Below are 23258 nucleotides of genomic sequence, written 5' to 3'. Positions count from 1 at the left end.
ACGTGTATCGCGTTGGAATTGACGTCGGCGGCACGAATACCGATGCCGTTGTGTTGCAGGATAAAACCGTTCTGGCGGGGGTGAAGGCCTCCACGACAGAGGATGTGACATCCGGTGTCATCGAAGCCCTTGAAAAGGTCATCGAGGCTTCGGGCATAGACAGGGCGCGCATCGGCGCCGTGATGATCGGCACCACGCATTTCACCAATGCGGTGATCGAGCGCCGGCATATGGACGAGGTCGCCGCCATCCGGCTCGGCCTGCCTTCCGGTGCCGGCCTGCCGCCCATGGTGGACTGGCCGGACGATCTCCGTGAAATCGTCGGCAACCACGGTTATCAGGTGCGCGGCGGTTATGAATTCGACGGACGCGAAATTTCGCCGCTCGATGAGGACGAAATTGTCCGCATCGCCGCCGATATCCGCGCCAAGGGTCTGAAGGCCGCTGCCGTTACCTGCGTTTTCAGCGGCATCAACGATGCGATGGAACTTCGGGCGAAAGAAATCCTGCAAGAACGTTGCCCCGGTCTGCCGGTGGTGATGTCCAAGGATATCGGCCGCCATGGCCTGCTTGCACGGGAAAGTGCGGCAATCATGAATGCCAGCCTGCTGTCGCTTGCCGACCGCACGGTCGCCGCTTTCGGCGCTGCGCTGAAGGCTGCGGGCATCACCTGCCCGTTTTATATCACCCAGAACGACGGCACGCTGATGGCGGCTGACGTGGTGCGCGGTTTCCCCGTGCTCACCTTTGCTTCCGGTCCGACGAACTCCATGCGTGGTGCGGCCTTTCTCACCGGTCTCAAGGATGCCGTCGTCGTGGATGTGGGCGGCACCACGTCGGACGTCGGCTCGCTGTCCCACGGTTTCCCGCGTCAGGCCTCGACCACGGTGGATATTGGCGGCGTGCGCACCAATTTCCGCATGCCTGACGTTTTCTCCATCGGTCTCGGCGGCGGTTCCCTCGTGGTCAATGGCGACCATGGCCTGACTGTCGGACCGAAATCCGTCGGTTACCGCGTCCGCCGCGAGGCGCTCTGCTTCGGTGGCTCGACCCTGACGGCGACCGATATCGCGGTTGCCTCCGGCAAGGCCGATGTTGGCGAGAAAAAGCTGGTCTCCAGCCTTGATAAAAAGCTCGTGGATGCGGCGGTCGACAAGATCAACGACATGCTGGAGGCCTGCGTGGAGCGCAGCCGTATCTCTTCGTCGCCGGTGCCGGTTATCGCCGTTGGCGGCGGTTCCATCCTGATGCCGGATCGCATCGGTGATCTTGATGTCATTCGGCCCGAGAATTTCGCGGTGGCCAATGCCGTTGGCGCGGCCATTGCGCAGATCAGCGGCGAGACCGACCGGGTCTTCTCACTCGTCGATGGACGCACGCGCGAAAGCGCACTGGCTGAGGCAGAAGCGGAAGCCCGCGAAAAGGCGGTTGCCGCTGGCGCGATTGCCTCGACGCTCGAAGTGATCGAGCGCGAGGATATGCCGCTGGCTTACCTGCCCGGCAACGCCACCCGCATTCACGTGAAAGTTGTTGGAGAAATGGGAGCCAATCATGGCTGAGACACGCAAGCTGAAATATGACGACGCGGCATTGCGGACGCTGACCCGTGAAGATCTCGACGCGCTGGAAATCGGCGCAGGCATTCTCGGCACGGGCGGCGGCGGCAACCCCTATCTCGGCAAGCTGCTGGCGCTGGAAGCCATGAAGGCCGGTTACGAGATGAAGATCCTCTCAACCGATGCCATCGAGCCGGACGCGCTCTGCATGTCCATCGGCGGAATCGGCGCGCCTGTCGTCGGCGTCGAGCGCATTCGCGAAGGTCGCGAAGGCCTGCGCTGCCTGCGCGCGATGGAAGAGCTGATCCGCACCCCCATCGACGCGATCGTCTGCGAGGAAATCGGCGGTTCCAATTCCATGAACCCGCTGGTGACGGCGGCGCTGGGCGGCCTGCCGATCCTTGATTGCGACGGCATGGGCCGGGCATTCCCGGAAATGCAGATGACCACCTTCTCCATCTACGGCCATAGTTCCACGCCGTCGGTGATGTGCGATCTGCATGGCAATGCCGTCATCTTCAGCCATGCCGTTTCCGAGGTCTGGCACGAGCGCATGGCGCGGGCCTGCGTCGTCTCGCAGGGCGGCGGTGCGATGTTGGCGACCGCGCCGATGCAGGCGCATTACGTGCACCAGTATGGCATTCCGAAGACTTACACCAAAGCGATCGCGATCGGCGAGGCAGTGATCCGCGCCCGCAAACAGCAGGAAGACCCTATTGCCGCAGTCTGCGCGCTCGAAGGCGGGCGGCGCATCTTCAACGGCAAGATCACCGATCTGAAGCGCCATCTTCGCGGCGGTTTCGCGGTTGGCGATCTCACGCTTTCCGGCTTTGATGATTGCGCCGGTCAGACGGCAGGCGTCGCCATCCAGAACGAATTCCTGCTGTTTTCCCGTGACGGCAAAGTGGAAGTGACGGTGCCCGATTTGATCGTCCTGCTCGATGTCGACACCGGTTATCCGATCACTACCGAAGTGCTGCGCTACGGCCAGCGCGTGGCCGTCATCGCCATCCCCTGTCACGACCTGCTGCGCAGCGCCCGCGCGCTTGAGGTCGTCGGGCCGGCGGCCTTCGGTTATCCGGACATTCCTTTCTCACCGCTGCCCTTCCCGGTCAGCAAGGCTGCCTAACCATAAGCGGGGCCAACGCCCCGCAATAAAGAGGAGAACGATAATGAAAATGCCTGTACTTTCTTCCCGTCTCGCCGCGCTGGCGCTCGGCACGGCGCTCGTGCTGCCGTTTGTTTCTTCCGCAGCCATTGCGGAAGACAAGGTGTCAGTTGCGGTCAACACCATGCAGATATTCAGCTCGCTCGACCCGGCGAAGGTGACCGATTACACCGGCTACATGGCCATCGTGAACATGTATGACGGCCTGACCACGGTGAACGCCAAGGGCGAAATCGTGCCGCATCTGGCGAAATCCTGGGATATTTCGCCGGACGGCCTGACCTATACCTTCCACCTGCGAGACGATGCGAAGTTTCAGGATGGCACGGCGGTGAAGGCTGCCGATCTTGCCTGGTCGATCCAGCGCCTGCTCGGCATCAACAAGGGCCCGTCGAACCTCATCGTCGGCGTTCTGAAGCCCGAAAACGTCACCGCGCCTGACGATGCCACGCTGGTCATGAAGATCGAGCGCCAGTTCTCGCCGTTCATGGCGGCGACGCCGCTGATGATGGTGATGAACAAAACGCTGATCGAAGCCAATGCCAAGCCCGAAGACAAATGGGGTGAGGCTTATGTCGGGGAACACTCCGCCGGTTCCGGCCCCTACAAGCTGGTCAGCTACAATCGTTCGGCCGATATGGTCATCGCCCGCAATGCCGATTATTTCCTCGGCTGGACCAAGGGCAAGCCGATTGACGAAGTACGCTTCGTGCAGACCAGCGACGACGCCACCGTCAAGGCGCTGGCGGAAAAGGGCGAACTCGGCCTTTCCTCGCACGGGCTTGGCAACGACACCTATGAATCCATCGGCCGCATGAAGGGTTACAAGTTGATCCAGACCCGCACCGCCGGTGGTTTCGTCATCAAGCTCAACACCAAGGTCTATCCGACGGACGACGTCCACGTTCGCCGCGCCATCGCCTATGCGACAGATTACAAGACGATCCAGGAAGTGATCTATCCGGGCTTCGATATGAAGGGACCGCTTTCCGACGCGTTCAAGGACGCGCATAATGGCGATATCCAGCCGGGCGTCTACGATCTGGAAAAGGCCAAGGAAGAGCTGGCGAAGTCGAAATATGCCGGCCAGAAGATCACGCTGGTCAACAGCTATGTCGCGTCGCTCGCCTTCGAGGCGGAAGTGGCCTTGCTTCTGCAATCCAGCCTCGAGCAGATCGGCATCACGCTCGATATCAAGCCGGAGCCATGGAACCGGATCGTCGAGCTTTCCTCCAAGCCGGAAACGACGCCTGCATCGACGCAGGTGAACATCTCGCCGACCTATCCGTCGCCGGATTCGATGTTCTACAACCAGTATCACTCCAAGGCCTCCGGTACCTGGATGTCGATGGAATGGTTGCAGAATGCGGAGATCGACGGCTTGATTGACAAGGTTCGCTCCACAACTGATGTCAACGAGCAGAACGCCACCTACAAGGAACTGCAGACGAAGATTGCCGATCTTCAGCCTGACGTCTGGGCCGTTGCGCCGAACCGCCGTTACGCGGCGAACAAGTGCCTTCAGGGTTACGAGTTCATTCCCATGCAGAGCTGGGACCTGAACTTCTCCAACTTCCATTGGGACTGCAAGGCGGAGTGATCTCCGCCTCATGAAACCCGGCCCCGCCGCAAAGGCGGGGTTGGCCAGACTTGGAACTTCAAAGGGAAGGAGCATCGCCTGCGGCCGGAAAGGCTGCGGCATGCCCGAGGATGACGCATGATCCAGGAATTTTCCGAAGACGATATCGAACCTCTGGCCACCGGCGCCTGGATTCTGGGAACCGGCGGTGGAGGCAATCCCTACATCTCGACGCTCAATCTGCGCCGTCTCTATGCCGAAGGGCGGCGGGTGAAGGTAATGGATCCCATGGCGCTTGCCGATGACGATATGGTTGCCGTCGTCTCCAAGATGGGTGCGCCGCTTGTCGGTCAGGAACGACTGGGTGATCCCGTGCATCTCGCCCGTGCCGTCGAGGTGATGGAGGATTATCTCGGCAAGCCGTTCCGGGCGATCATGAGCGTTGAAATCGGCGGCTCGAATGCGCTTTCTTCCTTCCTCGCCGCTGCCGTTCTCGACCGGCCGGTCGTGAATGCCGATGCCATGGGACGCGCCTATCCCGAAGCGCAGATGACATCTTTCGCCATCGGCAACCTGCCGATGTTTCCGCTGTCGCTGGTCGATGTGCGCGACAATGAGGTGATCGTGACGCGTGCTGCTTCGTGGAAATGGATGGAGCGCATCTCGCGCAAGGTCTGCACCGAAGTCGGTTCCACCGCCGCCACGTGCAAGGCGCCGCGCACCGGCAAGGAGGTGAAGGAGTGGGGTATTCATTACACCGTTACCAAGGCGACCGAACTCGGGCGCGCGGTGATGGCAGCCCGTGCGCGCCATGACGATCCGGTTCAGGCGGTTCTCGACCACGAGGGCGGCAAGCAGCTGTTCCGCGGCAAGGTGGTGGATGTGGCGCGCGAGACCACTGGCGGTTTTCTGCGCGGCAGCACGACCATTGAAGGTATCGATGCCGACCGCGGTTCGCGCATGGAGCTCGCCTTCCAGAATGAGTGGGCCGTTGCCTTCCGTGATGGCCAGCCAGTCGCCATGACGCCGGACCTGCTCTGCCTTCTCGATACGGTTTCCGGTGGCGCCATCGGTACGGAATCGGTGCGTTACGGTCAGCGCGTGACGGTTGTCGCCCTGCCCGCGCCGGAACTTTTGACGACGCCTGCCGGCATCGCCGCCGTCGGCCCGCGCGCCTTCGGTTATGACATTGACTTCAGATCGGTATTCCCATGAAACGCATCGGTATTGACGTTGGCGGCACCAATACGGATGCCGTTCTGATCGATGGCGACACCATCGTGGCTTCCATCAAGGTTCCGACCACGCAGGATGTCCTATCCGGCGTAAAGGCGGCGCTTGCCCATGTGGCGGGCCATGTCGGCGCGGCGGACCGGCCGATTGATGCGGTGATGATCGGCACGACGCATTTCACCAATGCGGTGGTGGAGCGCGCCCGGCTGGAGCGGGTTGCGGCCATCCGCATCGCGCTGCCAACAGGTTCTTCGCTGCCGCCCATGTGCGACTGGCCGAAGGATCTGCGCGATGCCGTCGATCCGCTGATCTTCATGGTGCATGGCGGCCATGAATATGACGGTAGTCCGCTGGTGCCCATGGTTCCCGATGAAATCCGCGAAGCGGCGATGAAAATTCGCGATGCGGGCATCACCTCCATTGCCATTTCTGCAACTTTCTCGCCGCTGACGACGGAGTGCGAGGTGCGGGCGGCGGAAATCGTCCGTTCGGTCATTCCCGATGCACGCATCACGCTTTCCCATACGCTTGGCCGCATCGGGCTTCTGGAGCGGGAAAACGTCGCCCTGCTGAACGCAGCGCTGCAAACACTTGGCAGGACAACCGTTCAGGCATTTTCGGATGCGTTGCGCGAAGCCGGTGTGAAGGCGCCGTTTTATCTGACCCAGAATGACGGCACCGTGGCGCTCGCGGATGTCGCTGCCGCCAACCCCGTGCACAGTTTCGCTTCCGGCCCGACGAATTCCATGCGCGGTGCGGCCTTCCTCACCGGTCTTTCCGATGCCATGGTGGTGGATGTCGGCGGCACCACCTCCGATATTGGCTGCCTTGTCGGCGGTTTTCCGCGCGAGGCGAACAATATCGTTCATATCGGTGGGGTGCGCACGCTGTTCCGTATGCCAGATCTTCTGCCGATTGCGCTCGGCGGCGGCACCATCGTCGACCCTGAGACGGGCAAGATCGGTCCGCGCTCGGTCGGTTATCGCATTCTGACGGAAGCCCGCGTTTTGGGCGGTGAAACGCTGACGACATCGGATATCGCGGTTGCCGCAGGCTTGATCGAAATGGGTGATCGCGACCGTGTAAAAGACCTTGATCCATCTTTCGTGCAGGCCACGCTTCAACGCATCCGTGACATGGTGGCCGACAGCTTCGACCAGATGAAGACATCAGCCGAAGACGTACCGTTGGTTGCTGTAGGCGGCGGGGCGTTCCTGATCCCCGAGACGGTTCCGGGTGCGTCGGAAGTGTTGCGTGTGGAAAATGCCGGCGTTGCCAATGCGCTGGGCGCGGCGATGGCGCAGGTTTCCGGAGAGGTCGATCAGGTCTTTTCCGGCCTGAGCCGTGACGAGGCCCTTGCGAAAGCAGAAACCGAAGCGCAGAACGCGGCGGTCTCTTCGGGCGCGGAGCGGGCGAGCCTCAAGACGCTTGAGGTGGAAGATATTCCTATCGCCTATTTGCCTGGCGGCGCTCGCAGGGTGCGCGTGCGGGTCATCGGCGATATCGCCTTTCATTGATGCTAAGAGGCCCTGCCGCTGGTGGGGCGACGAGGGAGTGAGCACATGACGAAGATCGCACTGGCCATTCACGGTGGTTGCGGCGTGATGCCGGAAGACAGCATGACGGCCGGGGAGTGGGCTGCTGCACGCGACGATCTGGCAGCGGCCCTGCGCGCCGGTTATGGCGTGCTGAAGGCTGGCGGAACGGCGCTTGAAGCGGTTGAGGCGGCGGTCGTCGTCATGGAGGATAGCCCGCATTTCAATGCCGGCCACGGGGCGGCGCTCAACGAAAACGGCATTCACGAACTCGATGCCTCGATCATGGATGGTGAAACGCTGGCGGCAGGTGCGATCAGCGCCTCTCGCGCCATCCGCAACCCGGTAAAGGCGGCCCGTGCGCTGATGGCGGATGAGCGTGCCGTCTATCTGACGGGGGAGGCGGCCGACCGCTTCGCGAAGGAAAAGGGGCTCGCCACCGAGCCTCAATCCTATTTCACCACCCAAAAGCGTCTTGAAGCGCTGGCGGCGATGAAGCGCCATGCCTCCGCCGGTACGGAAGCGACGGAAAACGAAAAGCACGGAACCGTCGGCGCGGTGGCGCTCGATGCGGCGGGGCATCTCGCGGCGGCTACTTCGACCGGCGGTTACACCAACAAGCCTGATGGCCGGGTGGGCGATAGCCCGGTGATCGGGGCTGGCACCTATGCGCGGGATGGGGCCTGCGCCGTTTCCGGTACCGGCAAGGGCGAGTTTTTCATCCGTTATGTTGTCGGCCACGAGATCGCGTCCCGCGTTGCCTATCTCGGGCAGGATCTGGAGACCGCCGCCGGCGATCTCGTCCACAAGGATCTGGCGCCCTACGATATCGGCGCGGGCCTCGTCGCAATCGATGCCGAAGGCGGCATATCCGCGCCCTATAATACATCAGGCATGTTTCGCGGCTGGGTGACGCCATCGGGAGAGGTGCGTGTGGCCACCCATGACACGATCTATGAGGTGGAATTGTAACCGGCGACCGTGCCGGCCAAGTGGCGACGCAAAAAAACCGGTGACATCAAGGTCTATCGGCGGCAAAACGTCTGAACCGAAACCGGCTCGTTTCTTCACCCATGGTGCTGGCCTCATGAACATCAAGCAGCTCGAAGTTCTGCGCACGCTTCTTTCCACCGGCTCCACCATCGCCACCGCCAAGGCCATGGGTCTCAGCCAGTCCGGTATCAGCCGGCTTCTGGCCCAACTTGAGGCCGACCTGTCGCTGACGCTGTTTGCCCGCGACAAGGGGCGACTGATACCGACACCGGAGGCGGTCCTTCTTGCGCGGGACGCGGAAAACGTGCTGCTTGCCGTGGACCGCATGTCCGGCCACGCCGAGGATTTGCGCAATGGCGCAGCCGGTCCGGAAATCGTCCGCATCGGCCTGCCGAGCAGCATGTGGGAAAATTTCGCGCCCGCCATGCTGATCGATTATGTCAGGGATTTTCCCGGCGTTCGCATCGAGACATTTTTCGAAACGACGACCGCCATCAACAAGCTCGTCGGCGAGCGGGTGATCGATCTCGGTTTCCTGCGGATGGAAGGCGAGATCGGGCCGGGCATCGATGTCGAACGTGTTGCAACCGGCAAGAGCGTCTGTGTGGTTCGGGAGGATCATCCCTTGGCCGAGCTCGATGAAATTACCGTCAAGGACCTGCGCAATGTTCCGCTCATCCTGATCGGCCGGCAGCGGCCGAACCGCATGGCGCTCGATCAGGTCTTCAAGAAGGCCGGCGTCAAGCCGATGGTGAAGATCGAGACCCACACCAACAGTTCCGCCTGCGCCTATGTCGCGCATGGGCTGGGGGTCACGATCATCAGCAGTTTTTATGCGAACCTCTACCGGCATCTTCCCGTTGTCGCCCGGCCATTCGTTCCGCAGGCGACGCAGGAATTCGGCCTAGCCCGTGCTTCCGGCGCACCGCTGTCCATCGCTGCGCAGGCGCTGAGCGATGCCTTGAAGCGGGAAATCCAGCTTTCGCAAAAAATCGACTGAAAACGGGATTTTGAGCGGAAAATCTCATTGTCCTCATCAGGATGAAACGCGCCGTCATTCTGCATAGATATATGACGTTTATGCATAATATTGCGCCTTATTTATCAATCCGTCATAGTCACCAGCAACGAAACCGATAGAGGCGGGATACCATTCCCTGCCATCAATCGTGGGGAACCGATGATAAGATTCATACTGAGCCGTCTTTTGATGGCGCTGCCGACGATCGCATTCGTGTCGATCACGGTCTTTGCGCTCATCCGCTTCATTCCCGGCGATCCGGCTGCCCTGATGCTGGGCGACATGGCGCAACCGGAGCAGATCGAAGCGATGAGGACCGAACTCGGCCTCGACAAATCCATGCCGCAACAGTTCCTCATCTGGGCCGGCAATGTGGTGCAGGGCGATTTCGGCCGCTCCATCGTTAATGATGAGGCGGTGCTGCCGCTGGTCGTCTCGCGTTTTCTCGTCAGTGCCGAGATCGTGGTGGTCGCGGTGCTGCTCGCCAGCCTGATCGCGGTTCCGGCGGGTGTTATCGCCGCCTGGAAACAGAACAGCCTCACCGATCTTGCGCTGGTGGGAACGGCGACCCTGCTTCTGTCCATTCCGACATTCTGGCTGGGTCTTCTGCTTCTTCTGTTTTTCGGCCTCAAGCTCGGCTGGTTGCCGGTGCTGGGATATGTGTCGATCAGCGACAATTTCGTCGGTGGCCTACTCTATCTCGTCCTGCCCGTCATGACGCTGGTGATCCATGAAATGGGCGTTCTGATCCGCATGGCGCGTGCCTCCACGCTGGAAGTGCTGCGGCTGGATTACATCACCCATGCCCGCGCCAAGGGCCTTTCGGAAAGCGCCGTTCTCTGGCGGCACGCCTTCAAGAACGCCTTCGGCCCGACATGGACGATGATCGGCCTTATCCTCGGCAATCTTCTCGGCGGCATCGCCGTCATCGAGACAGTGTTCACCATTCCGGGGCTCGGACGGCTGATGGTCGACAGTATTTTCGCCCGCGATTACCCCGTCATTCAGGGATGCCTGCTGTTCGTCTCGCTGTCCTATGTGCTGGTCAACCTCTTCGTCGACCTTCTTTATCCCCTCTTCGATCCGCGTGTGGTTGCCGAATGAAAAAGTTCACACTTAACGGGCTTATCGGCGGCTTTCTCATCGCCCTCCTGCTCATCACCGCCGCAACCGGTCTGTTCTGGACGCCCTATGACCCGATGAAGCTCGGCTTTGCCTCGCGTCTGGCCGGCCCAAGCGCCAGCCATCTTCTCGGCACCGATGAATTCGGGCGCGATGTTTTGAGCCGCCTGATGGTGGGTGCCCGCGCCAGCGTCTGGATCGGCTTCCTGACGGTCAGCTTCGCAACGATCTGCGGCACGCTGATCGGCCTTGTCAGCGGTTATGCGCGCGGCTGGGTGGATGGCGTCATCATGGCCATCAACAATGCGCTTCTTGCCTTTCCGGGCATTCTGCTAGCGCTCGGCCTGCTCGCGGTTTTCGGCGCAAACCAGTATGGCATCATCTTCGCACTCGGCATCGCCTATACGCCATCCATGGCCCGCGTGGTGCGCGGTGCGGTCCTCTCATTGCGTGAGCGGGAATTCATCGAGGCGTCGCTGGTGATGGGCAATGGTGAGATCTACACCATGTTCCGCCATATCCTGCCCAATTGCATCGCGCCGATCACGGTTCTTGCCACCTCCATGTTCGGCTGGGCCATCCTGTCGGAAAGCGCGCTCTCCTTCCTCGGCCTCGGCGTGCCGCCGCCGGCCCCCACCTGGGGCAACATGCTGGCCGCCGGCCGGCCCTTCATCCAGCAGGCCGTCTGGCTAGGGCTTTTCCCCGGTCTGTGCATCGCGCTGACGCTGCTTGGCATCAATCTTCTGGGAGATGCCCTTCGCGACAGGCTTGACCCGCGCATGAGAGGTCTCAAATGACGGATAATACACTTCTCACCGTTCGCGGCCTTTCGCTCGAAGTCGCCAGAACCGGCCACCAGGTGGTCAAGGATGTCTCCTTCGATATTGCCGCGGGCGAAATCTTCGGCATCGTCGGCGAAAGCGGGTCGGGCAAGACGCTCGCCACCCGCGCGCTCATCTCGCTTCTGCCACCGGCCATCGCCGTCACCGGCGGGTCGATCATCTACAAGGGGCAGGATGTCATGTCCCTGCCGGTGAAGGAGCTACGGCGTCTGCGCGGCGCGGAGATCGGCGTCGTGTTTCAGGAGCCGATGACCTCCCTAAACCCATCGATGACGATAGGCCGGCAGCTGGAGGAGGGGCTGATCCTTCATACCAAATTGTCGCCGGAGGAGCGCCGCGAGAAAATTCTAGACATGCTGCGGCGTGTGGGCATCCGCGATCCAGAAGGTGCGCTGACGGCCTATCCGCACGAGTTTTCCGGCGGCATGCGCCAGCGCATCATGCTGGCCTCGGTCATGCTGCTGAAACCCGCTTTGCTGATCGCCGATGAGCCGACGACGGCGCTTGACGCGGTCATCCAGCGCGATGTCATGGAACTGATGGTGGAGCTGACGCGGGCGGAAGGCACCGCCGTTCTCCTCATCAGCCACGATCTGCCGATGGTGGCACGTTATACCAGCCGTATCGTGGTGATGGAAAAAGGCGCGATTGTCGAACAGGGCCGCACCGAGGATTTGCTGGACGCGCCGCAGCACCCCTATACGAAAAAACTGCTTTCCTCCCTGCCGTTCCGCGGCGAGCCACGCAATATCGACACCTCCAAGGCGCCAATGGTTTCGGCCCGCGATATCGTCGTCGATTATGCCGGCCGCAAATCTCTGCTGAAGAAGGCCAAACCGAAGCGGGCGCTGCATGGCGTCAGCGTCGATATTCATGAGGGCGAGGTCGTGGCGCTTGTCGGCGGTTCCGGTTCCGGCAAGACCACGCTTGGCCGCACCATCGCCGGGCTCTTGCAGGAGAGCGAAGGGCATATCCGCTTTCAGGGCCGGGAGCGCAACGAGGACTGGAAGGATTATCGCCTCAACTGCCAGATGGTGTTTCAGGATCCCTATTCCTCGCTTGATCCGCGCATGACCATTCAGGCGCTGGTGGAGGAGGCGCTGCGCCTCGTGCCGGGCCTCGACCAGGCCGCCAAGCGCAAGCGGGCGCTGGAAACCCTGGAGGAGGTGGGGCTCGGCGCTGATTTTGCCGCCCGCTATCCGCACGAGCTTTCCGGCGGCCAGCGCCAGCGCGTGGCGATTGCCCGCGCCATTGCCCGCCGTCCGCGGTTCCTGATCGCCGACGAGCCGGTCTCGGCGCTCGACGTGACAGTGCGGGCGCAGGTGCTCGATCTCTTTTCCGATCTGCAGAAACGTTACGGCTTTTCCTGCCTGTTCATCAGCCACGATCTCGGTGTGGTGGAGCAGGTGGCCGACCGTGTCGTCGTCATGCAGGACGGTCGCATCATCGAAGAGGGTGACCGCGACACGATTTTCGACAGTCCGAGGGAGGCCTATACGCGCCGGCTGCTCTCGGCCATTCCCGCCCTCGACCAGAATGAAAAGGGCGGCGTGACACTGAAATGGCGTCTGGAAGATGAAGTTTAACAGGAAGATGACTATGACCGTTGCTGCCCAACTGAATGCGATCTGCGATGCACAGCCTTTCGTGACACGCTTCATGGTGCGCAATCTCCTGACCGGAGAAGAGATCGGCCGGGGGGAAAACGAGGAGACGCCATCGGGAAGCACCCGCAAGACGTCGATCATGATGGCCGTACTCAAGGCCGCCAGCGAAGGGCGGATCGATCTCGGCCAGCCCGTCACCTATGAAAAGCGGCTGGCGGAAGAGGTTGCGAGCGGCATGTTCCGTTATATGACGCCAGGCATCGTCATTTCGCTACGCGATGCCGTCGCTGGCATGATGGTGCTGAGCGACAACGTCTGCACCAAGATGGTGCTGGAGAGGCTGACGCTGGAAGAGGTGGACGGCTATTGCAAATCGCTTGGCATGGCCAACACCCATCACCGTTTCCTCATTCCGCCGCTGGCGCTGGCGGCCGACCATCCGCTGAAAACCGTCACCACTACCTCGGCGGCGGATCAGGTGCTTCTGCTGCAGACCATTCTCGATGCGCAATCGTCGCCGGATGCGCAGGCAAAGCTCGGTTGCATCCCGCAATTGTGCGAATGGGCCATGCAGACGCTGAAGAACCAGATTTTGCGGTATGGTATCCGCTCCCGCCTGCCCTTTGAGGCTGTGGTGGCCAGCAAGAGCGGTCGCGGCAAGCGCGGGCGCATGGATGCCGGCATCGTCTACAGAAACGGCGCGCCGTCCTTCATCATCACCACTTATACCGACGAGGTGCCGCAGGTGATGCCTGACGGTACGCCGGGATACACCATCGCGCTCGAAACGATCGGCCGGCTGGCACAGGCCTGCTGGGACGGCTTTCACCAATGACAATCAATGACAACAAAGAGGGTAGAACAGTGAAAAAACTTCTTCTCGCAGGCGTTGCCCTGCTGGTAACGGCCAATATCGCGGCGGCCCGCGACATCACCATCGCCCAAAGCTCGGATCTTCGCAGCAACAATCCCGGCGTGAACCGCGACGGCAATACGGATGGGGTTATCCTGCACATCGTCGAAGGTCTTGTCGGCTACAACAACGCCGGTGAGGTGAAGCCGCTTCTGGCCGAGAGCGTCGACGTTTCGCCCGATGGCCTGACCTATACGTTCAAGCTGCGCAAGGACGTGAAATTCCACAATGGTAAGCCGCTTACCGCAGAGGACGTCGTCTGGAACTGGACGCGCTACCTGAAGCCGGAAACGAAGTGGACCTGCCTCAACGATTTCGCGGAAGGCGGGGCAGCGCACGTCACCGGCGTCAAGGCCCCGGATGCATCCACGGTCGAGATTACCCTCGAAAAACCCTCCGCCGTTTTCCTTGGCCTGATGTCGCGGCCGGAATGCGGTTATACCGGCATGATCTCGCCGGAATCGGTTGCTGCCGATGGCAGTTTCGCCAAGCCCATCGGCACCGGGCCGTTCCAGTGGGACGAGTGGAAGAAAGGCGAATATATCCGCCTCGCCAAATTTGCCGATTATGTTTCGCCGGCAAATGACGGCAAGCCGGACGGCATGGTCGGCTCCAAGCGCCCGCTCGTCGATGGCATCAAGTTCATGGTCATTCCCGATGCTTCGACGGTGAAGGCCGGGCTTGAATCCGGTGTGCTCGATACGGCCGAGATTTCTCCCGATCTCATTCCGGAATTCAAGACCAATGAGAAGATGCAGCTGATCGTTGCCCGCAACAACGGCAAGAACCTGTTCTACATTCAAACCCGCGACAAGGTTCTGAGCAATCCCGGCGTGCGCCGCGCCATGGCGATGGCGCTCGATCTCGATGAACTGGTCGCCGCCGCATCGAACGGCACGGGTGAAGCCAACGGTTCGATGGTCTCGCAGGACTCGGTTTATTATGACGAGGCCCAGAAAAAGCGCCCGGCCTATGATGTCGAGGCGGCGAAGAAGGAGCTGGAGGCCGCCGGTTACAAGGGCGAGCCGATCTCTATCATCGCCAACAAGCGTGGCAACGTGCCGAGCTTCCCGGCCGCCGTCATGGCGCAGGCCATGATGCAGCAGGCGGGTCTCAACGTGCAGATCGAGGTGCTGGACTATGCCACGCAGGTGGACCGCCGCCGTTCCGGCAATTATCAGGTGATCTCTCAGTCGGTCGCCCCACGTCTCGACCCGGCGCTGATGTATGCCTTCTATGTCGGCAACAAGGACAAGAACGCCTCGCTGATGTGGGACGATCCGAAGGCGATAGAGCTGATGAAGGCGGCTTATGTCGAAGCCGACCAGACGAAGCGCCAGAAGATTTTCGATGAGTTCCATGAGCTGATGTTGAAGGAAATGCCGGGCATCTTCCTTTACGACATGGTCGATGTCTGGGGCGCGACGAAAAAGCTCAAGGGCCAGCCGGTCTGGCAGTCGAACGCCCGTCTCTGGGAAGTCTCGGTCGACAACTGATTCATTATGCCCGCGCCGGAGGCGGACCCCGGCGCGGGCTTTCCAATATGAAGCGCAGGAATTTGGCGGTGCATCCGCCGAAGCGCTTGCGCGTGCCCGTAAAGGGCAAAAATGCGAGGACAAGCCATGAACCGTGACGCCGTGATGTCGATTGCCGCCGAAGTCGAGGCGATGAAGCCCGATTTCACCACCTTGAGCGACAGCATCTGGGATTTTGCCGAACTCAAATTCGAGGAACAGCAATCTGCCGGCGTTCTGGCGGGCGCGCTCGAGGGCAACGGCTTTGCGGTTCGCCGCGGCATGGCAGGCATGGAAACGGCCTTCATCGGCGAATTCGGCAGCGGCAAGCCGGTCATCGCTTTTCTCGGTGAATTCGATGCGCTGGCCGACATGAGCCAGGTGGCCGATGTGGCTGAGGTGCAGCCGCGCGAACCCGGCGCCACCGGCCATGGCTGCGGCCACAACCTGCTTGGCGTCGGCTCATTGATGGCCGCTATTGCGCTCGCCCGGCATCTGAAAGCCAATAATTTGCCCGGCACCGTCCGTTATTACGGCTGCCCCGGCGAGGAGGGCGGTTCCGGCAAGACGTTCATGGTGCGCGCCGGCCTGTTCGACGATGTCGATGCTGCGCTGACTTGGCACCCGGCACCGTTCAACGGAGTACGCTCGACCAACAATCTGGCCGTGCTGGAATATTTTTACCGTTTCAAGGGTGTTGCGGCTCATGCCTCCAACGCTGCCCATCTGGGCCGCTCGGCGCTCGATGCCGTCGAACTGATGAATGTCGGCGTCAATTTCCTGCGTGAACACATGCCGCAGGATTGTCGGGTGCATTACGCAATCACCGATACCGGCGGCAAGGCGGCGAATGTGGTGCAGGCCAGGGCAGAAGTGCTCTATCTGATCCGAGCCCCGGAAATGCGCCAGGCGCTCGATCTTGCCGCGCGGGTGGACAAAGTCGCGCGCGGCGCGGCGATGATGACCGAAACAGAGGTGGAAATCGTCTTCGATACCGCCTCCACCAATCTCCTGCCCAACATCACGCTGGAAACGGCGATGCATGAAAACATGGTGGCGCTAGGCCCCATCGCCTTCGACGAGGCGGATATCGCTTTTGCCAAACGCATTCAGGACACTTTCACCGACGAGGCGATCAAAAGCAGCATCAGGCTCTATCAGATCAAGGGCGATGTCTTTTCCAACCGGAAGATTGACGGGTCGACACCCCTGCATCTCGGCCTGCGCGATTTCGAGGGTCAGTCGCATTTTCGGGCGGGTTCCACCGATGTCGGTGATGTCAGCTGGGTGACGCCAACCGCGCAGTGCTGGACGCCCGCCTGGGCGATCGGCACCAATCCGCATACCTGGCAGGTGGTGGCGCAGGGCAAAAGCCCCGCCGCCCACAAGGCCATGGCCCATGCCGCCAAAACACTCGCATCGACCGGCTTTGCGCTGATGACCTCGCCGGAACTGCTCGCGAATGCTAAAAGGGAATGGCAGGAAAAAACCGAGGGCAGCAAATATGTCTGCCCGATTCCCGCCGATGTCATGCCCGGTTCCCATCGATAGAACGTGGTGCACCAACACGCCCATTCTGCTGAACCTGTTCCCTTCTCGCGTATTTTCGCCGGTGGAATGGTGCCTCCCATGAGCGCGCTAAGCGAAAAGATGAGACCCGCCGGTGGCTTTGCCAATGGCGGGGTCTGCGGGTCCGGCATTGAAAACGGACCTTCCGCCATATTCTTCGTGATCCTAGGTTTCGGCCCGCGCATCCATGATTTCAACGGCTTATCGATCCCCGCCTGACGAGTGCGGGTAACGTTGAAGAAGCTTCGGCGCAGTTCCCGGCAATCCGCCACGAAACTCCTTCCTCCTGAAATCCTGCCTCATCACCGCCTTGTGTGCCGCTTCGCCGCCTTGCCGTGAAGAAAGCATTGACGTTTGGACCAAAAATGGAATAAATATATCGAACAGACAGAAAATCGGTTTCATTATTCCGTTTTCTGGTTGTGAGGAGGTAGCGGCGGGCTCTCGGGTTCGCCTCCGGCTGGGAGAGGTGGCGCCGGACACCGAGGAGGAGAAAACAATGAAGAAATTTATCATCGGCGCAGCCATGTCTGTGCTTCTGGGCACGGCGGCGCATGCGGAGACCGTAGGCGTCTCGATGGCGCTGTTCGACGACAACTTCCTGACCGTGCTGCGCAACGGCATGCAGGATTATTCCAAGGAACTGAAGGGCGTGACCCTGCAGGTCGAGGACGCCCAGAACGACGTTGCCAAGCAGCAGAGCCAGATCCAGAATTTCATCGCGTCCAAGGTCGACGCGATCATCGTCAACCCGGTTGATACGGATGCGACGGCGGCCATGTCGAAGCTCGCTGCAGACGCCAAGATTCCGCTGGTTTACGTCAACCGCCAGCCGGTGAACGTCGATAGCCTGCCGGACGGCCAGGCATTCGTCGCCTCCGACGAGACGGTGGCCGGCACGCTTGAAGCGAAAGAAGTTTGCCGCCTTCTCGGTGGCAAGGGCAATGCGGTCATCATGATGGGTGAGCTTTCCAACCAGGCGGCACGCATGCGCACGCAGTCTGCCAAGGACGTTCTGAAGACCGACGAATGCAAGGGCATTTCGGTTGTTGAAGAGCAGACCGCGAACTGGCAGCGCACGCAGGGTTCCGACCTCGTCACCAACTGGCTTTCCAGCGGTATCGAATTCAATGCCGTCATCGCCAACAACGATGAAATGGCGATTGGCGCGATCCAGGCCCTGAAGGCCGCAGGCAAGGACATGAAAAGCTATGTCGTCGCCGGCGTTGACGCCACGCAGGACGCCCTTGCCGCGATGCAGGCGGGCGATCTGGATGTAACCGTGTTCCAGGATGCGGCAGGGCAGGGCAAGGGCGCTCTCGATGCCGCGCTGAAGCTCGTCAAGGGCGACAAGGTGGAGAAGAAGGTCTACATTCCTTTCCAGCTCGTCACGCCTGAAAACGTCAAGGACTACGTGGCCAAGAACTAACGGCCGCCTTCCGGCATCTGCGCCCGTTCAGATTGACATTGGAGGCAGATGCCGGTTTCCGACGGCGCCGAAGACAAGCTTCGGTACGCGAGCGGATTACGATTGAATTTCAGTGAATTCAAAGTGTTGCAGCGCCTTTCATGTCGTGATCGACATGGCGCTGCAAGCCTCCCCGGAGGCCGGGTGCGCCATCTGGCAAAGCCTGTTTCCGGTCATTTTTGTCTATTGTGGAGGATGAGATGGTCGTCAGTCCATCGACAATGGCCGCCGTGCGCGCCAGCGGAGCCGTGCCGAATGCGGAGTATCTTCTCGCGGCGGAAGGCATACGCAAGGAATTTCCCGGCGTCGTGGCGCTTGATGATGTGCAGTTCAAGCTGAAGCGCGGCACCGTGCATGCGCTGATGGGCGAGAATGGCGCCGGAAAATCGACGCTGATGAAAATCCTGGCCGGCATCTACCAGCCGGACAGTGGCGAAATTCGCCTGAAAGGCGCCGACATACGTCTCGATTCCCCGCTCGATGCGCTGGAAAACGGCATTGCCATGATCCATCAGGAACTGAACCTGATGGCGTATATGACGGTGGCGGAAAACATCTGGATACGCCGCGAGCCGAAAAACCGGCTGGGTCTCATCGACCATGGCGAAATGTATCGCCGCACCGAAACGTTGCTGGAAAGGCTCGGCATCGATCTCGACCCGGAAACCCGCGTCGGCGAGCTTTCGGTGGCAAGTCGCCAGATGGTCGAGATCGCCAAGGCGGTTTCCTATGATTCCGACGTTCTCATCATGGACGAGCCGACATCCGCACTGACGGAGCGCGAGGTCGAGCATCTCTTCCGCATCATCCGCGATCTCCGGGAACGCGGTATCGGTATCGTCTACATCACCCACAAGATGAACGAGCTGTTCGAGATCGCCGATGAATTTTCGGTTTTCCGCGACGGCAAATATATCGGCACCCACGCCTCGACCGATGTAACGCGTGACGACATCATCCGCATGATGGTGGGCCGTGAAATCACCCAGATGTTCCCGAAGGAAGAGGTTCCGATCGGCGACGTGGTGCTTTCGGTCAAGAATCTCACGCTCGACGGCGTTTTCCACGACGTTTCCTTCGAGGTGCGCGCCGGCGAAATTCTCGGCGTTGCCGGCCTTGTCGGATCGGGCCGCTCCAATGTGGCGGAAACGGTGTTCGGTGTAACGCCCGCATCCTCGGGTACGATTGCAATCGACGGCAAGCCGGTATCGATCGACAGCCCGACGAAGGCCATCAGTCACCGCATGGCGTTTCTGACGGAGGATCGCAAGGATACGGGATGCCTGCTGATCCTTAATATTCTGGAGAACATGCAGATCGCCGTTCTGCAGGACAAATATGTCGCCAATGGCTTCGTGCAGGAAAATGCGCTGTCGGATGCCTGCGAGGAGATGTGCCGCAAGCTCCGGGTCAAGACGCCGCATCTTTACGAGCGCATCGAGAACCTGTCGGGCGGCAACCAGCAAAAGGTGCTGATCGGCCGCTGGATGCTGACCAAGCCGCGCATTCTCATTCTGGATGAGCCGACACGCGGCATCGATGTCGGGGCCAAGGCGGAAATTCACAAGCTGGTTTGCGAGATGGCGCGCCAGGGCGTCGCCGTCATCATGATTTCCTCCGAAATGCCGGAGGTTCTGGGTATGAGCGACCGTGTCATGGTCATGCATGAAGGTCGGGTGACGGGCTTCCTTGATAGAAGTGAAGCCACGCAGGTTAAAGTGATGGATCTCGCATCGCGGTGAGGCGCGCCGGGATTTCTCGAGGAGGAATGACTATGAATACGAACGCCGCCGCCAACACAGAGTTGGACGCAAAATCCGGACGCAAGCCGCACCGGCGCATCCCGCCGGAGGCCAATATCTTTTTCGTGCTGATCGGCATCGCGCTGGTTTATGAAATTCTCGGCTGGATTTTCATCGGCCAGAGCTTCCTGATGAACCAGCAGCGCCTGACGATCATGATCCTGCAGGTCTCGGTGATCGGCATCATCGCGGTTGGTGTCACGCAGGTCATCATCACCGGTGGTATCGATCTTTCTTCCGGTTCCGTCGTCGGCCTGACGGCGATGCTGTCCGCCAGCGTTGCGCAATCGTCCACATGGCCGCGGGCGCTTTATCCGGGATTGACCGATCTGCCCTTCTTCATACCGCTCGCCGTCGGCATATTGGCTGGCGCCCTTGCGGGCTTCATAAACGGGCAACTCATCGCCCGCACCAAAATTCCGCCCTTCATCGCAACGCTTGGCATGATGGTGACGGCGCGTGGTCTTTCCAAGTGGTATACGAAGGGTCAGCCGATCTCCGGTCTGACGGACGGTTTCAACTTCATCGGCACGGGCATCTGGCCGGTCGTGGTGTTCCTCGTCGTCGCCGTCATCTTCCACGTGGCGCTGCGTTACACCCGCTACGGCAAGTTCACCTATGCCATCGGCGCCAACCAGCAGGCGGCACGCGTGTCCGGTATCAATATCGAGGCGCATCTGATCAAGGTCTATGCCATTGCTGGCCTGCTCGCCGGTCTCGCCGGTGTCGTCACTGCCGCCCGCGCCCAGACGGCGCAGGCCGGCATGGGCGTAATGTATGAACTCGACGCCATCGCCGCAGCCGTTATCGGCGGCACATCGCTCGCCGGCGGTGCCGGCCGCATCACCGGAACGGTGATCGGCACCATCATCCTCGGTGTCATGACGTCGGGCTTCACCTTCCTCCGGGTGGACGCCTATTATCAGGAAATCGTCAAGGGCCTGATCATCGTGGCCGCGGTCGTTGCCGACGTCTACCGACAGAAGAAACGCGCAAAGCGCTAAATCCTCCTCCCAGACTTGGGGCAGGCCTTCAGGCTTGCCCCTTTTTTGTGTTCTTATGAGCCGGGGGGATTAGCTAAGGTTCATGCCTTGCTGTTCCGATAGTCGTGGACGGCCTTGCCGAAGGCCTCGAACAAAGCGCGCGACGGTGCGTCGGTCTCAGCCCAATATTCCGGATGCCATTGCACGCCGACGGCAAATCCCTTGGCGTCGATGACTGAAACAGCCTCGATGGTGCCGTCCGCAGCTGTCGCCTCCACCTGCAGGCGTGGCGCGGTCTCGGCGATTGCCTGCCGGTGCAGCGAATTGATCTGGATTTCGCCCGACATGCCAAGATGCTGTGCGATGCAGGAGCCTTCGCGCACATGCACCGGCTGGCGGATGGCGAAGGCCACGTCGCGGTCGTCATGTTCCGGCTTGCGGTGGTCCCATATGCCGGGCTGCTCCTGAATTTCGGACGCAAGCGTACCGCCCAGCGCGACGTTCAGCTCCTGAATGCCGCGGCAGATGGCCAGCATCGGGATGCCGCGTTCGATAGCGCGGCGAATGAGCGGCAGGCTGGTGGCGTCGCGGGCCTGATCGAACGGGCCGTCGCTTTCCTGCGCCTCTTTTCCGTAAAGGGAAGGATGCACATTGGTGGCGGAGCCGGACACGAGCAGGCCGTCCACCCGGTCGAGAATAGCGTCGACCTCGTTTCCGTCCTCGAAGGCCGGGACAATGAAGGACATGACACCAGCCACCTTCAGCGCGGCGGAAACATACTGGTTCTGCGCGGCGTGCCAGTCGGCTCCGGTGAAATGCCGGATGTCGGCGGGAACGGCAATAATGGGTTTTGGCATGATGGCTCCGGGACGAATCTTCGAAATTTGTGCGACTGCCGGCTGGCCAAGTCAAGCACGCGTTTTGCGTTATGAGGATCCTCTATGCGCCTAAAGTATAAGGTGATGCCGGGATATTTCAGTTGGAAATAAAATACGAAGCAGAGTTTCCGAAAATTCCAGGAAAGGCCGGTTTTTCCGCGATTAATTCTTGGTGCGGGTGCTTGTCAGCCGGGCCGTAACCGTGCTTACTTTGCTGCGATGCCTGAACAGCAACGAGGGGAATTCAAAGCTGCGGGCAGCGTTCATATCTGGGAGGATATAGATGGATCGCCGTTCCTTTATGAAAAAAGGTGCGCTTGCGGGAGCTGCCACGGCAGCGCTGGCCGCGCCCGCCATTGCACAGCAAAATACCAAGATCAACTGGCGCCTGACGTCGTCGTTTCCGAAATCGCTCGACACGATCTATGGCGGCGCGGAAGATATTGCCAAGCATGTCGCCGCCGCAACCGACGGCAATTTCACCATCCAGCCCTTTGCCGCCGGTGAAATTGTGCCCGGCCTGCAGGCAGCCGATGCCGTATCGTCCGGCACGGTGGAAATGTGCCACACCTGCTCCTATTATTACGTCGGCAAGGACCCGACCTTCGCCATCGGCACGGCAATACCTTTCGGCCTCAATGCCCGCCTCACGAATTCATGGTTCTATGAGGGCAACGGCAACAAGCTGCTCAACGAGTTTTACGCCAAGCACAATCTCTACGGCATGATTTCGGGCAATACCGGCGCGCAGATGGGCGGCTGGTTCCGCAAGGAAATCAATACCGTCGACGATTTCAAGGGCGTGAAGATGCGCATTGCCGGTCTCGCCGGCAAGGTGGTGGAAAAGCTCGGCGTGGTGCCGCAGCAGATCGCCGGCGGCGATATCTATCCGGCGCTGGAAAAAGGCACCATCGACGCGGCGGAATGGGTCGGTCCCTATGACGACCACAAGCTCGGCTTCCAGAAGGTGGCGAAATATTACTATTATCCCGCCTTCTGGGAAGGTGGCCCGGTCATCCATTCCTTCGTCAATCTGGAGAAGTGGAACAGCCTGCCGAAAAACTACCAGACGGCGCTGCAGGACGCCTGCGCCTTCGCCAACACCAGCATGATGGCGAAATACGACGCGAAAAACCCGATCGCCATCAAGCAGCTCGTCTCTGAAGGTGCGGTGCTCAGGCCGTTCAGCCAGGAAATCCTCGAGGCTTGCTACAAGGCTGCGCTGGAGGTCTATGCCAATATTTCGGCCTCCAATCCGGACTTCAAGAAGATCTACGAAGATCAGGTCGCCTTCAAGCGCGAAGGTTATCTGTGGATGCAGCTTGCGGAATACACGTTCGATACTTTCATGATGATCCAGCAGCGTAACGGCAAGCTCTGATTATTCGGTGACGGCGGACCGAGCAAAGGCCCTGGGGATTTCGGTCTCCGGGGTTTTTGTTGCGCGCGCATGCCTTCACGCATCCGACAACAAA

Annotated in this window: 19 protein-coding genes; 18 read left to right on the top strand and 1 reads right to left on the bottom strand. The window is 60.5% G+C overall.

Annotated features, from left to right (window positions below):
- Positions 1-2 precede the first annotated feature (2 nt).
- From PH605_RS05780 to PH605_RS05700, 17 genes are all read left to right on the top strand, one after another.
- Entirely contained in the window at positions 3-1559 is a 1557-nt protein-coding gene (locus tag PH605_RS05780) for a hydantoinase/oxoprolinase N-terminal domain-containing protein (RefSeq protein WP_142844643.1), read from the top strand.
- On the top strand, positions 1552-2685 hold the full coding sequence (locus PH605_RS05775; RefSeq protein ID WP_142844642.1) for a DUF917 domain-containing protein: 1134 nt from the start codon (positions 1552-1554) through the stop codon (positions 2683-2685). Before PH605_RS05780 ends, PH605_RS05775 begins: the two co-directional genes overlap by 8 nt.
- A gap of 43 nt (positions 2686-2728) precedes the next feature.
- On the top strand, positions 2729-4324 hold the full coding sequence (locus PH605_RS05770; RefSeq protein ID WP_161987814.1) for an ABC transporter substrate-binding protein: 1596 nt from the start codon (positions 2729-2731) through the stop codon (positions 4322-4324).
- 117 nt (positions 4325-4441) lie between these two features.
- Positions 4442-5518: a DUF917 domain-containing protein gene (locus tag PH605_RS05765; protein ID WP_003524597.1), complete on the top strand. Its 1077-nt coding sequence runs from the start codon at positions 4442-4444 to the stop codon at positions 5516-5518.
- A complete protein-coding gene (locus tag PH605_RS05760) occupies positions 5515-7053 on the top strand; it encodes a hydantoinase/oxoprolinase N-terminal domain-containing protein (RefSeq protein ID WP_142844641.1) in 1539 nt (512 codons plus the stop codon). Before PH605_RS05765 ends, PH605_RS05760 begins: the two co-directional genes overlap by 4 nt.
- Positions 7054-7098: 45 nt before the next feature.
- Positions 7099-8043, top strand: coding sequence for an isoaspartyl peptidase/L-asparaginase family protein (locus tag PH605_RS05755; protein ID WP_142844640.1), 945 nt, complete (start codon positions 7099-7101; stop codon positions 8041-8043).
- A 115-nt stretch (positions 8044-8158) separates the two neighbouring features.
- Positions 8159-9064: a LysR family transcriptional regulator gene (locus PH605_RS05750; RefSeq protein WP_142780480.1), complete on the top strand. Its 906-nt coding sequence runs from the start codon at positions 8159-8161 to the stop codon at positions 9062-9064.
- Positions 9065-9244: 180 nt separating this feature from the next.
- On the top strand, positions 9245-10189 hold the full coding sequence (locus tag PH605_RS05745) for an ABC transporter permease (protein ID WP_104679684.1): 945 nt from the start codon (positions 9245-9247) through the stop codon (positions 10187-10189).
- Positions 10186-11004: an ABC transporter permease gene (locus tag PH605_RS05740; RefSeq protein ID WP_035221040.1), complete on the top strand. Its 819-nt coding sequence runs from the start codon at positions 10186-10188 to the stop codon at positions 11002-11004. The genes PH605_RS05745 and PH605_RS05740 overlap by 4 nt, the downstream gene beginning before the upstream one ends.
- Entirely contained in the window at positions 11001-12635 is a 1635-nt protein-coding gene (locus PH605_RS05735) for an ABC transporter ATP-binding protein (protein ID WP_142844639.1), read from the top strand. Before PH605_RS05740 ends, PH605_RS05735 begins: the two co-directional genes overlap by 4 nt.
- Positions 12636-12648: 13 nt before the next feature.
- Positions 12649-13491, top strand: a complete 843-nt coding sequence (locus tag PH605_RS05730; RefSeq protein ID WP_161987813.1) for a serine hydrolase — start codon at positions 12649-12651, stop codon at positions 13489-13491.
- A gap of 29 nt (positions 13492-13520) precedes the next feature.
- Positions 13521-15065: an ABC transporter substrate-binding protein gene (locus PH605_RS05725; protein WP_161987812.1), complete on the top strand. Its 1545-nt coding sequence runs from the start codon at positions 13521-13523 to the stop codon at positions 15063-15065.
- A gap of 126 nt (positions 15066-15191) precedes the next feature.
- Positions 15192-16634, top strand: coding sequence for a M20 family metallopeptidase (locus PH605_RS05720; RefSeq protein ID WP_142844636.1), 1443 nt, complete (start codon positions 15192-15194; stop codon positions 16632-16634).
- Positions 16635-16712: 78 nt separating this feature from the next.
- Positions 16713-16871 (top strand): hypothetical protein, encoded by a 159-nt coding sequence (locus PH605_RS05715; RefSeq protein ID WP_161987811.1) that lies wholly within the window; start codon positions 16713-16715, stop codon positions 16869-16871.
- A gap of 280 nt (positions 16872-17151) precedes the next feature.
- Positions 17152-18081 (top strand): sugar ABC transporter substrate-binding protein, encoded by a 930-nt coding sequence (locus tag PH605_RS05710; protein ID WP_003524584.1) that lies wholly within the window; start codon positions 17152-17154, stop codon positions 18079-18081.
- A 239-nt stretch (positions 18082-18320) separates the two neighbouring features.
- Positions 18321-19862, top strand: a complete 1542-nt coding sequence (locus tag PH605_RS05705) for a sugar ABC transporter ATP-binding protein (protein ID WP_080857299.1) — start codon at positions 18321-18323, stop codon at positions 19860-19862.
- A gap of 32 nt (positions 19863-19894) precedes the next feature.
- Complete coding sequence (locus tag PH605_RS05700; protein WP_003524582.1) at positions 19895-20926, top strand: ABC transporter permease; 1032 nt, start codon at positions 19895-19897, stop codon at positions 20924-20926.
- 80 nt (positions 20927-21006) lie between these two features.
- Here PH605_RS05700 and PH605_RS05695 read toward each other — a convergent pair whose 3' ends face one another.
- Entirely contained in the window at positions 21007-21762 is a 756-nt protein-coding gene (locus PH605_RS05695) for a gamma-glutamyl-gamma-aminobutyrate hydrolase family protein (RefSeq protein WP_003524581.1), read from the bottom strand.
- A 304-nt stretch (positions 21763-22066) separates the two neighbouring features.
- Between PH605_RS05695 and PH605_RS05690 the strand changes: the two genes are divergently transcribed.
- Positions 22067-23164, top strand: a complete 1098-nt coding sequence (locus tag PH605_RS05690) for a TRAP transporter substrate-binding protein (RefSeq protein ID WP_003524575.1) — start codon at positions 22067-22069, stop codon at positions 23162-23164.
- Positions 23165-23258: the final 94 nt, after the last annotated feature.

Origin of the sequence: Agrobacterium sp. CFBP 3001, assembly GCF_027871605.1 — a bacterium.
Taxonomy (GTDB): Bacteria; Pseudomonadota; Alphaproteobacteria; order Rhizobiales; family Rhizobiaceae; genus Agrobacterium; species Agrobacterium leguminum.
The sequence above is the reverse complement of the archived record's forward strand: the minus strand, read 5'-3'. Positions and strand labels throughout refer to the sequence as shown.

Bases quoted from the DNA above. Each gene is read 5' to 3' on its own strand.
- PH605_RS05690 (WP_003524575.1), top strand. From the start codon at position 22,067: ATGGATCGCCGTTCCTTTATGAAAAAAGGTGCGCTTGCGGGAGCTGCC.
- PH605_RS05735 (WP_142844639.1), top strand. From the start codon at position 11,001: ATGACGGATAATACACTTCTCACCGTTCGCGGCCTTTCGCTCGAAGTC.
- PH605_RS05740 (WP_035221040.1), top strand. From the start codon at position 10,186: ATGAAAAAGTTCACACTTAACGGGCTTATCGGCGGCTTTCTCATCGCC.
- PH605_RS05765 (WP_003524597.1), top strand. From the start codon at position 4,442: ATGATCCAGGAATTTTCCGAAGACGATATCGAACCTCTGGCCACCGGC.
- PH605_RS05730 (WP_161987813.1), top strand. From the start codon at position 12,649: ATGACCGTTGCTGCCCAACTGAATGCGATCTGCGATGCACAGCCTTTC.
- PH605_RS05710 (WP_003524584.1), top strand. From the start codon at position 17,152: ATGAAGAAATTTATCATCGGCGCAGCCATGTCTGTGCTTCTGGGCACG.
- PH605_RS05770 (WP_161987814.1), top strand. From the start codon at position 2,729: ATGAAAATGCCTGTACTTTCTTCCCGTCTCGCCGCGCTGGCGCTCGGC.
- PH605_RS05695 (WP_003524581.1), bottom strand. From the start codon at position 21,762: ATGCCAAAACCCATTATTGCCGTTCCCGCCGACATCCGGCATTTCACC.
- PH605_RS05720 (WP_142844636.1), top strand. From the start codon at position 15,192: ATGAACCGTGACGCCGTGATGTCGATTGCCGCCGAAGTCGAGGCGATG.
- PH605_RS05760 (WP_142844641.1), top strand. From the start codon at position 5,515: ATGAAACGCATCGGTATTGACGTTGGCGGCACCAATACGGATGCCGTT.
- PH605_RS05700 (WP_003524582.1), top strand. From the start codon at position 19,895: ATGAATACGAACGCCGCCGCCAACACAGAGTTGGACGCAAAATCCGGA.
- PH605_RS05775 (WP_142844642.1), top strand. From the start codon at position 1,552: ATGGCTGAGACACGCAAGCTGAAATATGACGACGCGGCATTGCGGACG.
- PH605_RS05750 (WP_142780480.1), top strand. From the start codon at position 8,159: ATGAACATCAAGCAGCTCGAAGTTCTGCGCACGCTTCTTTCCACCGGC.
- PH605_RS05705 (WP_080857299.1), top strand. From the start codon at position 18,321: ATGGTCGTCAGTCCATCGACAATGGCCGCCGTGCGCGCCAGCGGAGCC.
- PH605_RS05745 (WP_104679684.1), top strand. From the start codon at position 9,245: ATGATAAGATTCATACTGAGCCGTCTTTTGATGGCGCTGCCGACGATC.
- PH605_RS05715 (WP_161987811.1), top strand. From the start codon at position 16,713: ATGAGCGCGCTAAGCGAAAAGATGAGACCCGCCGGTGGCTTTGCCAAT.
- PH605_RS05755 (WP_142844640.1), top strand. From the start codon at position 7,099: ATGACGAAGATCGCACTGGCCATTCACGGTGGTTGCGGCGTGATGCCG.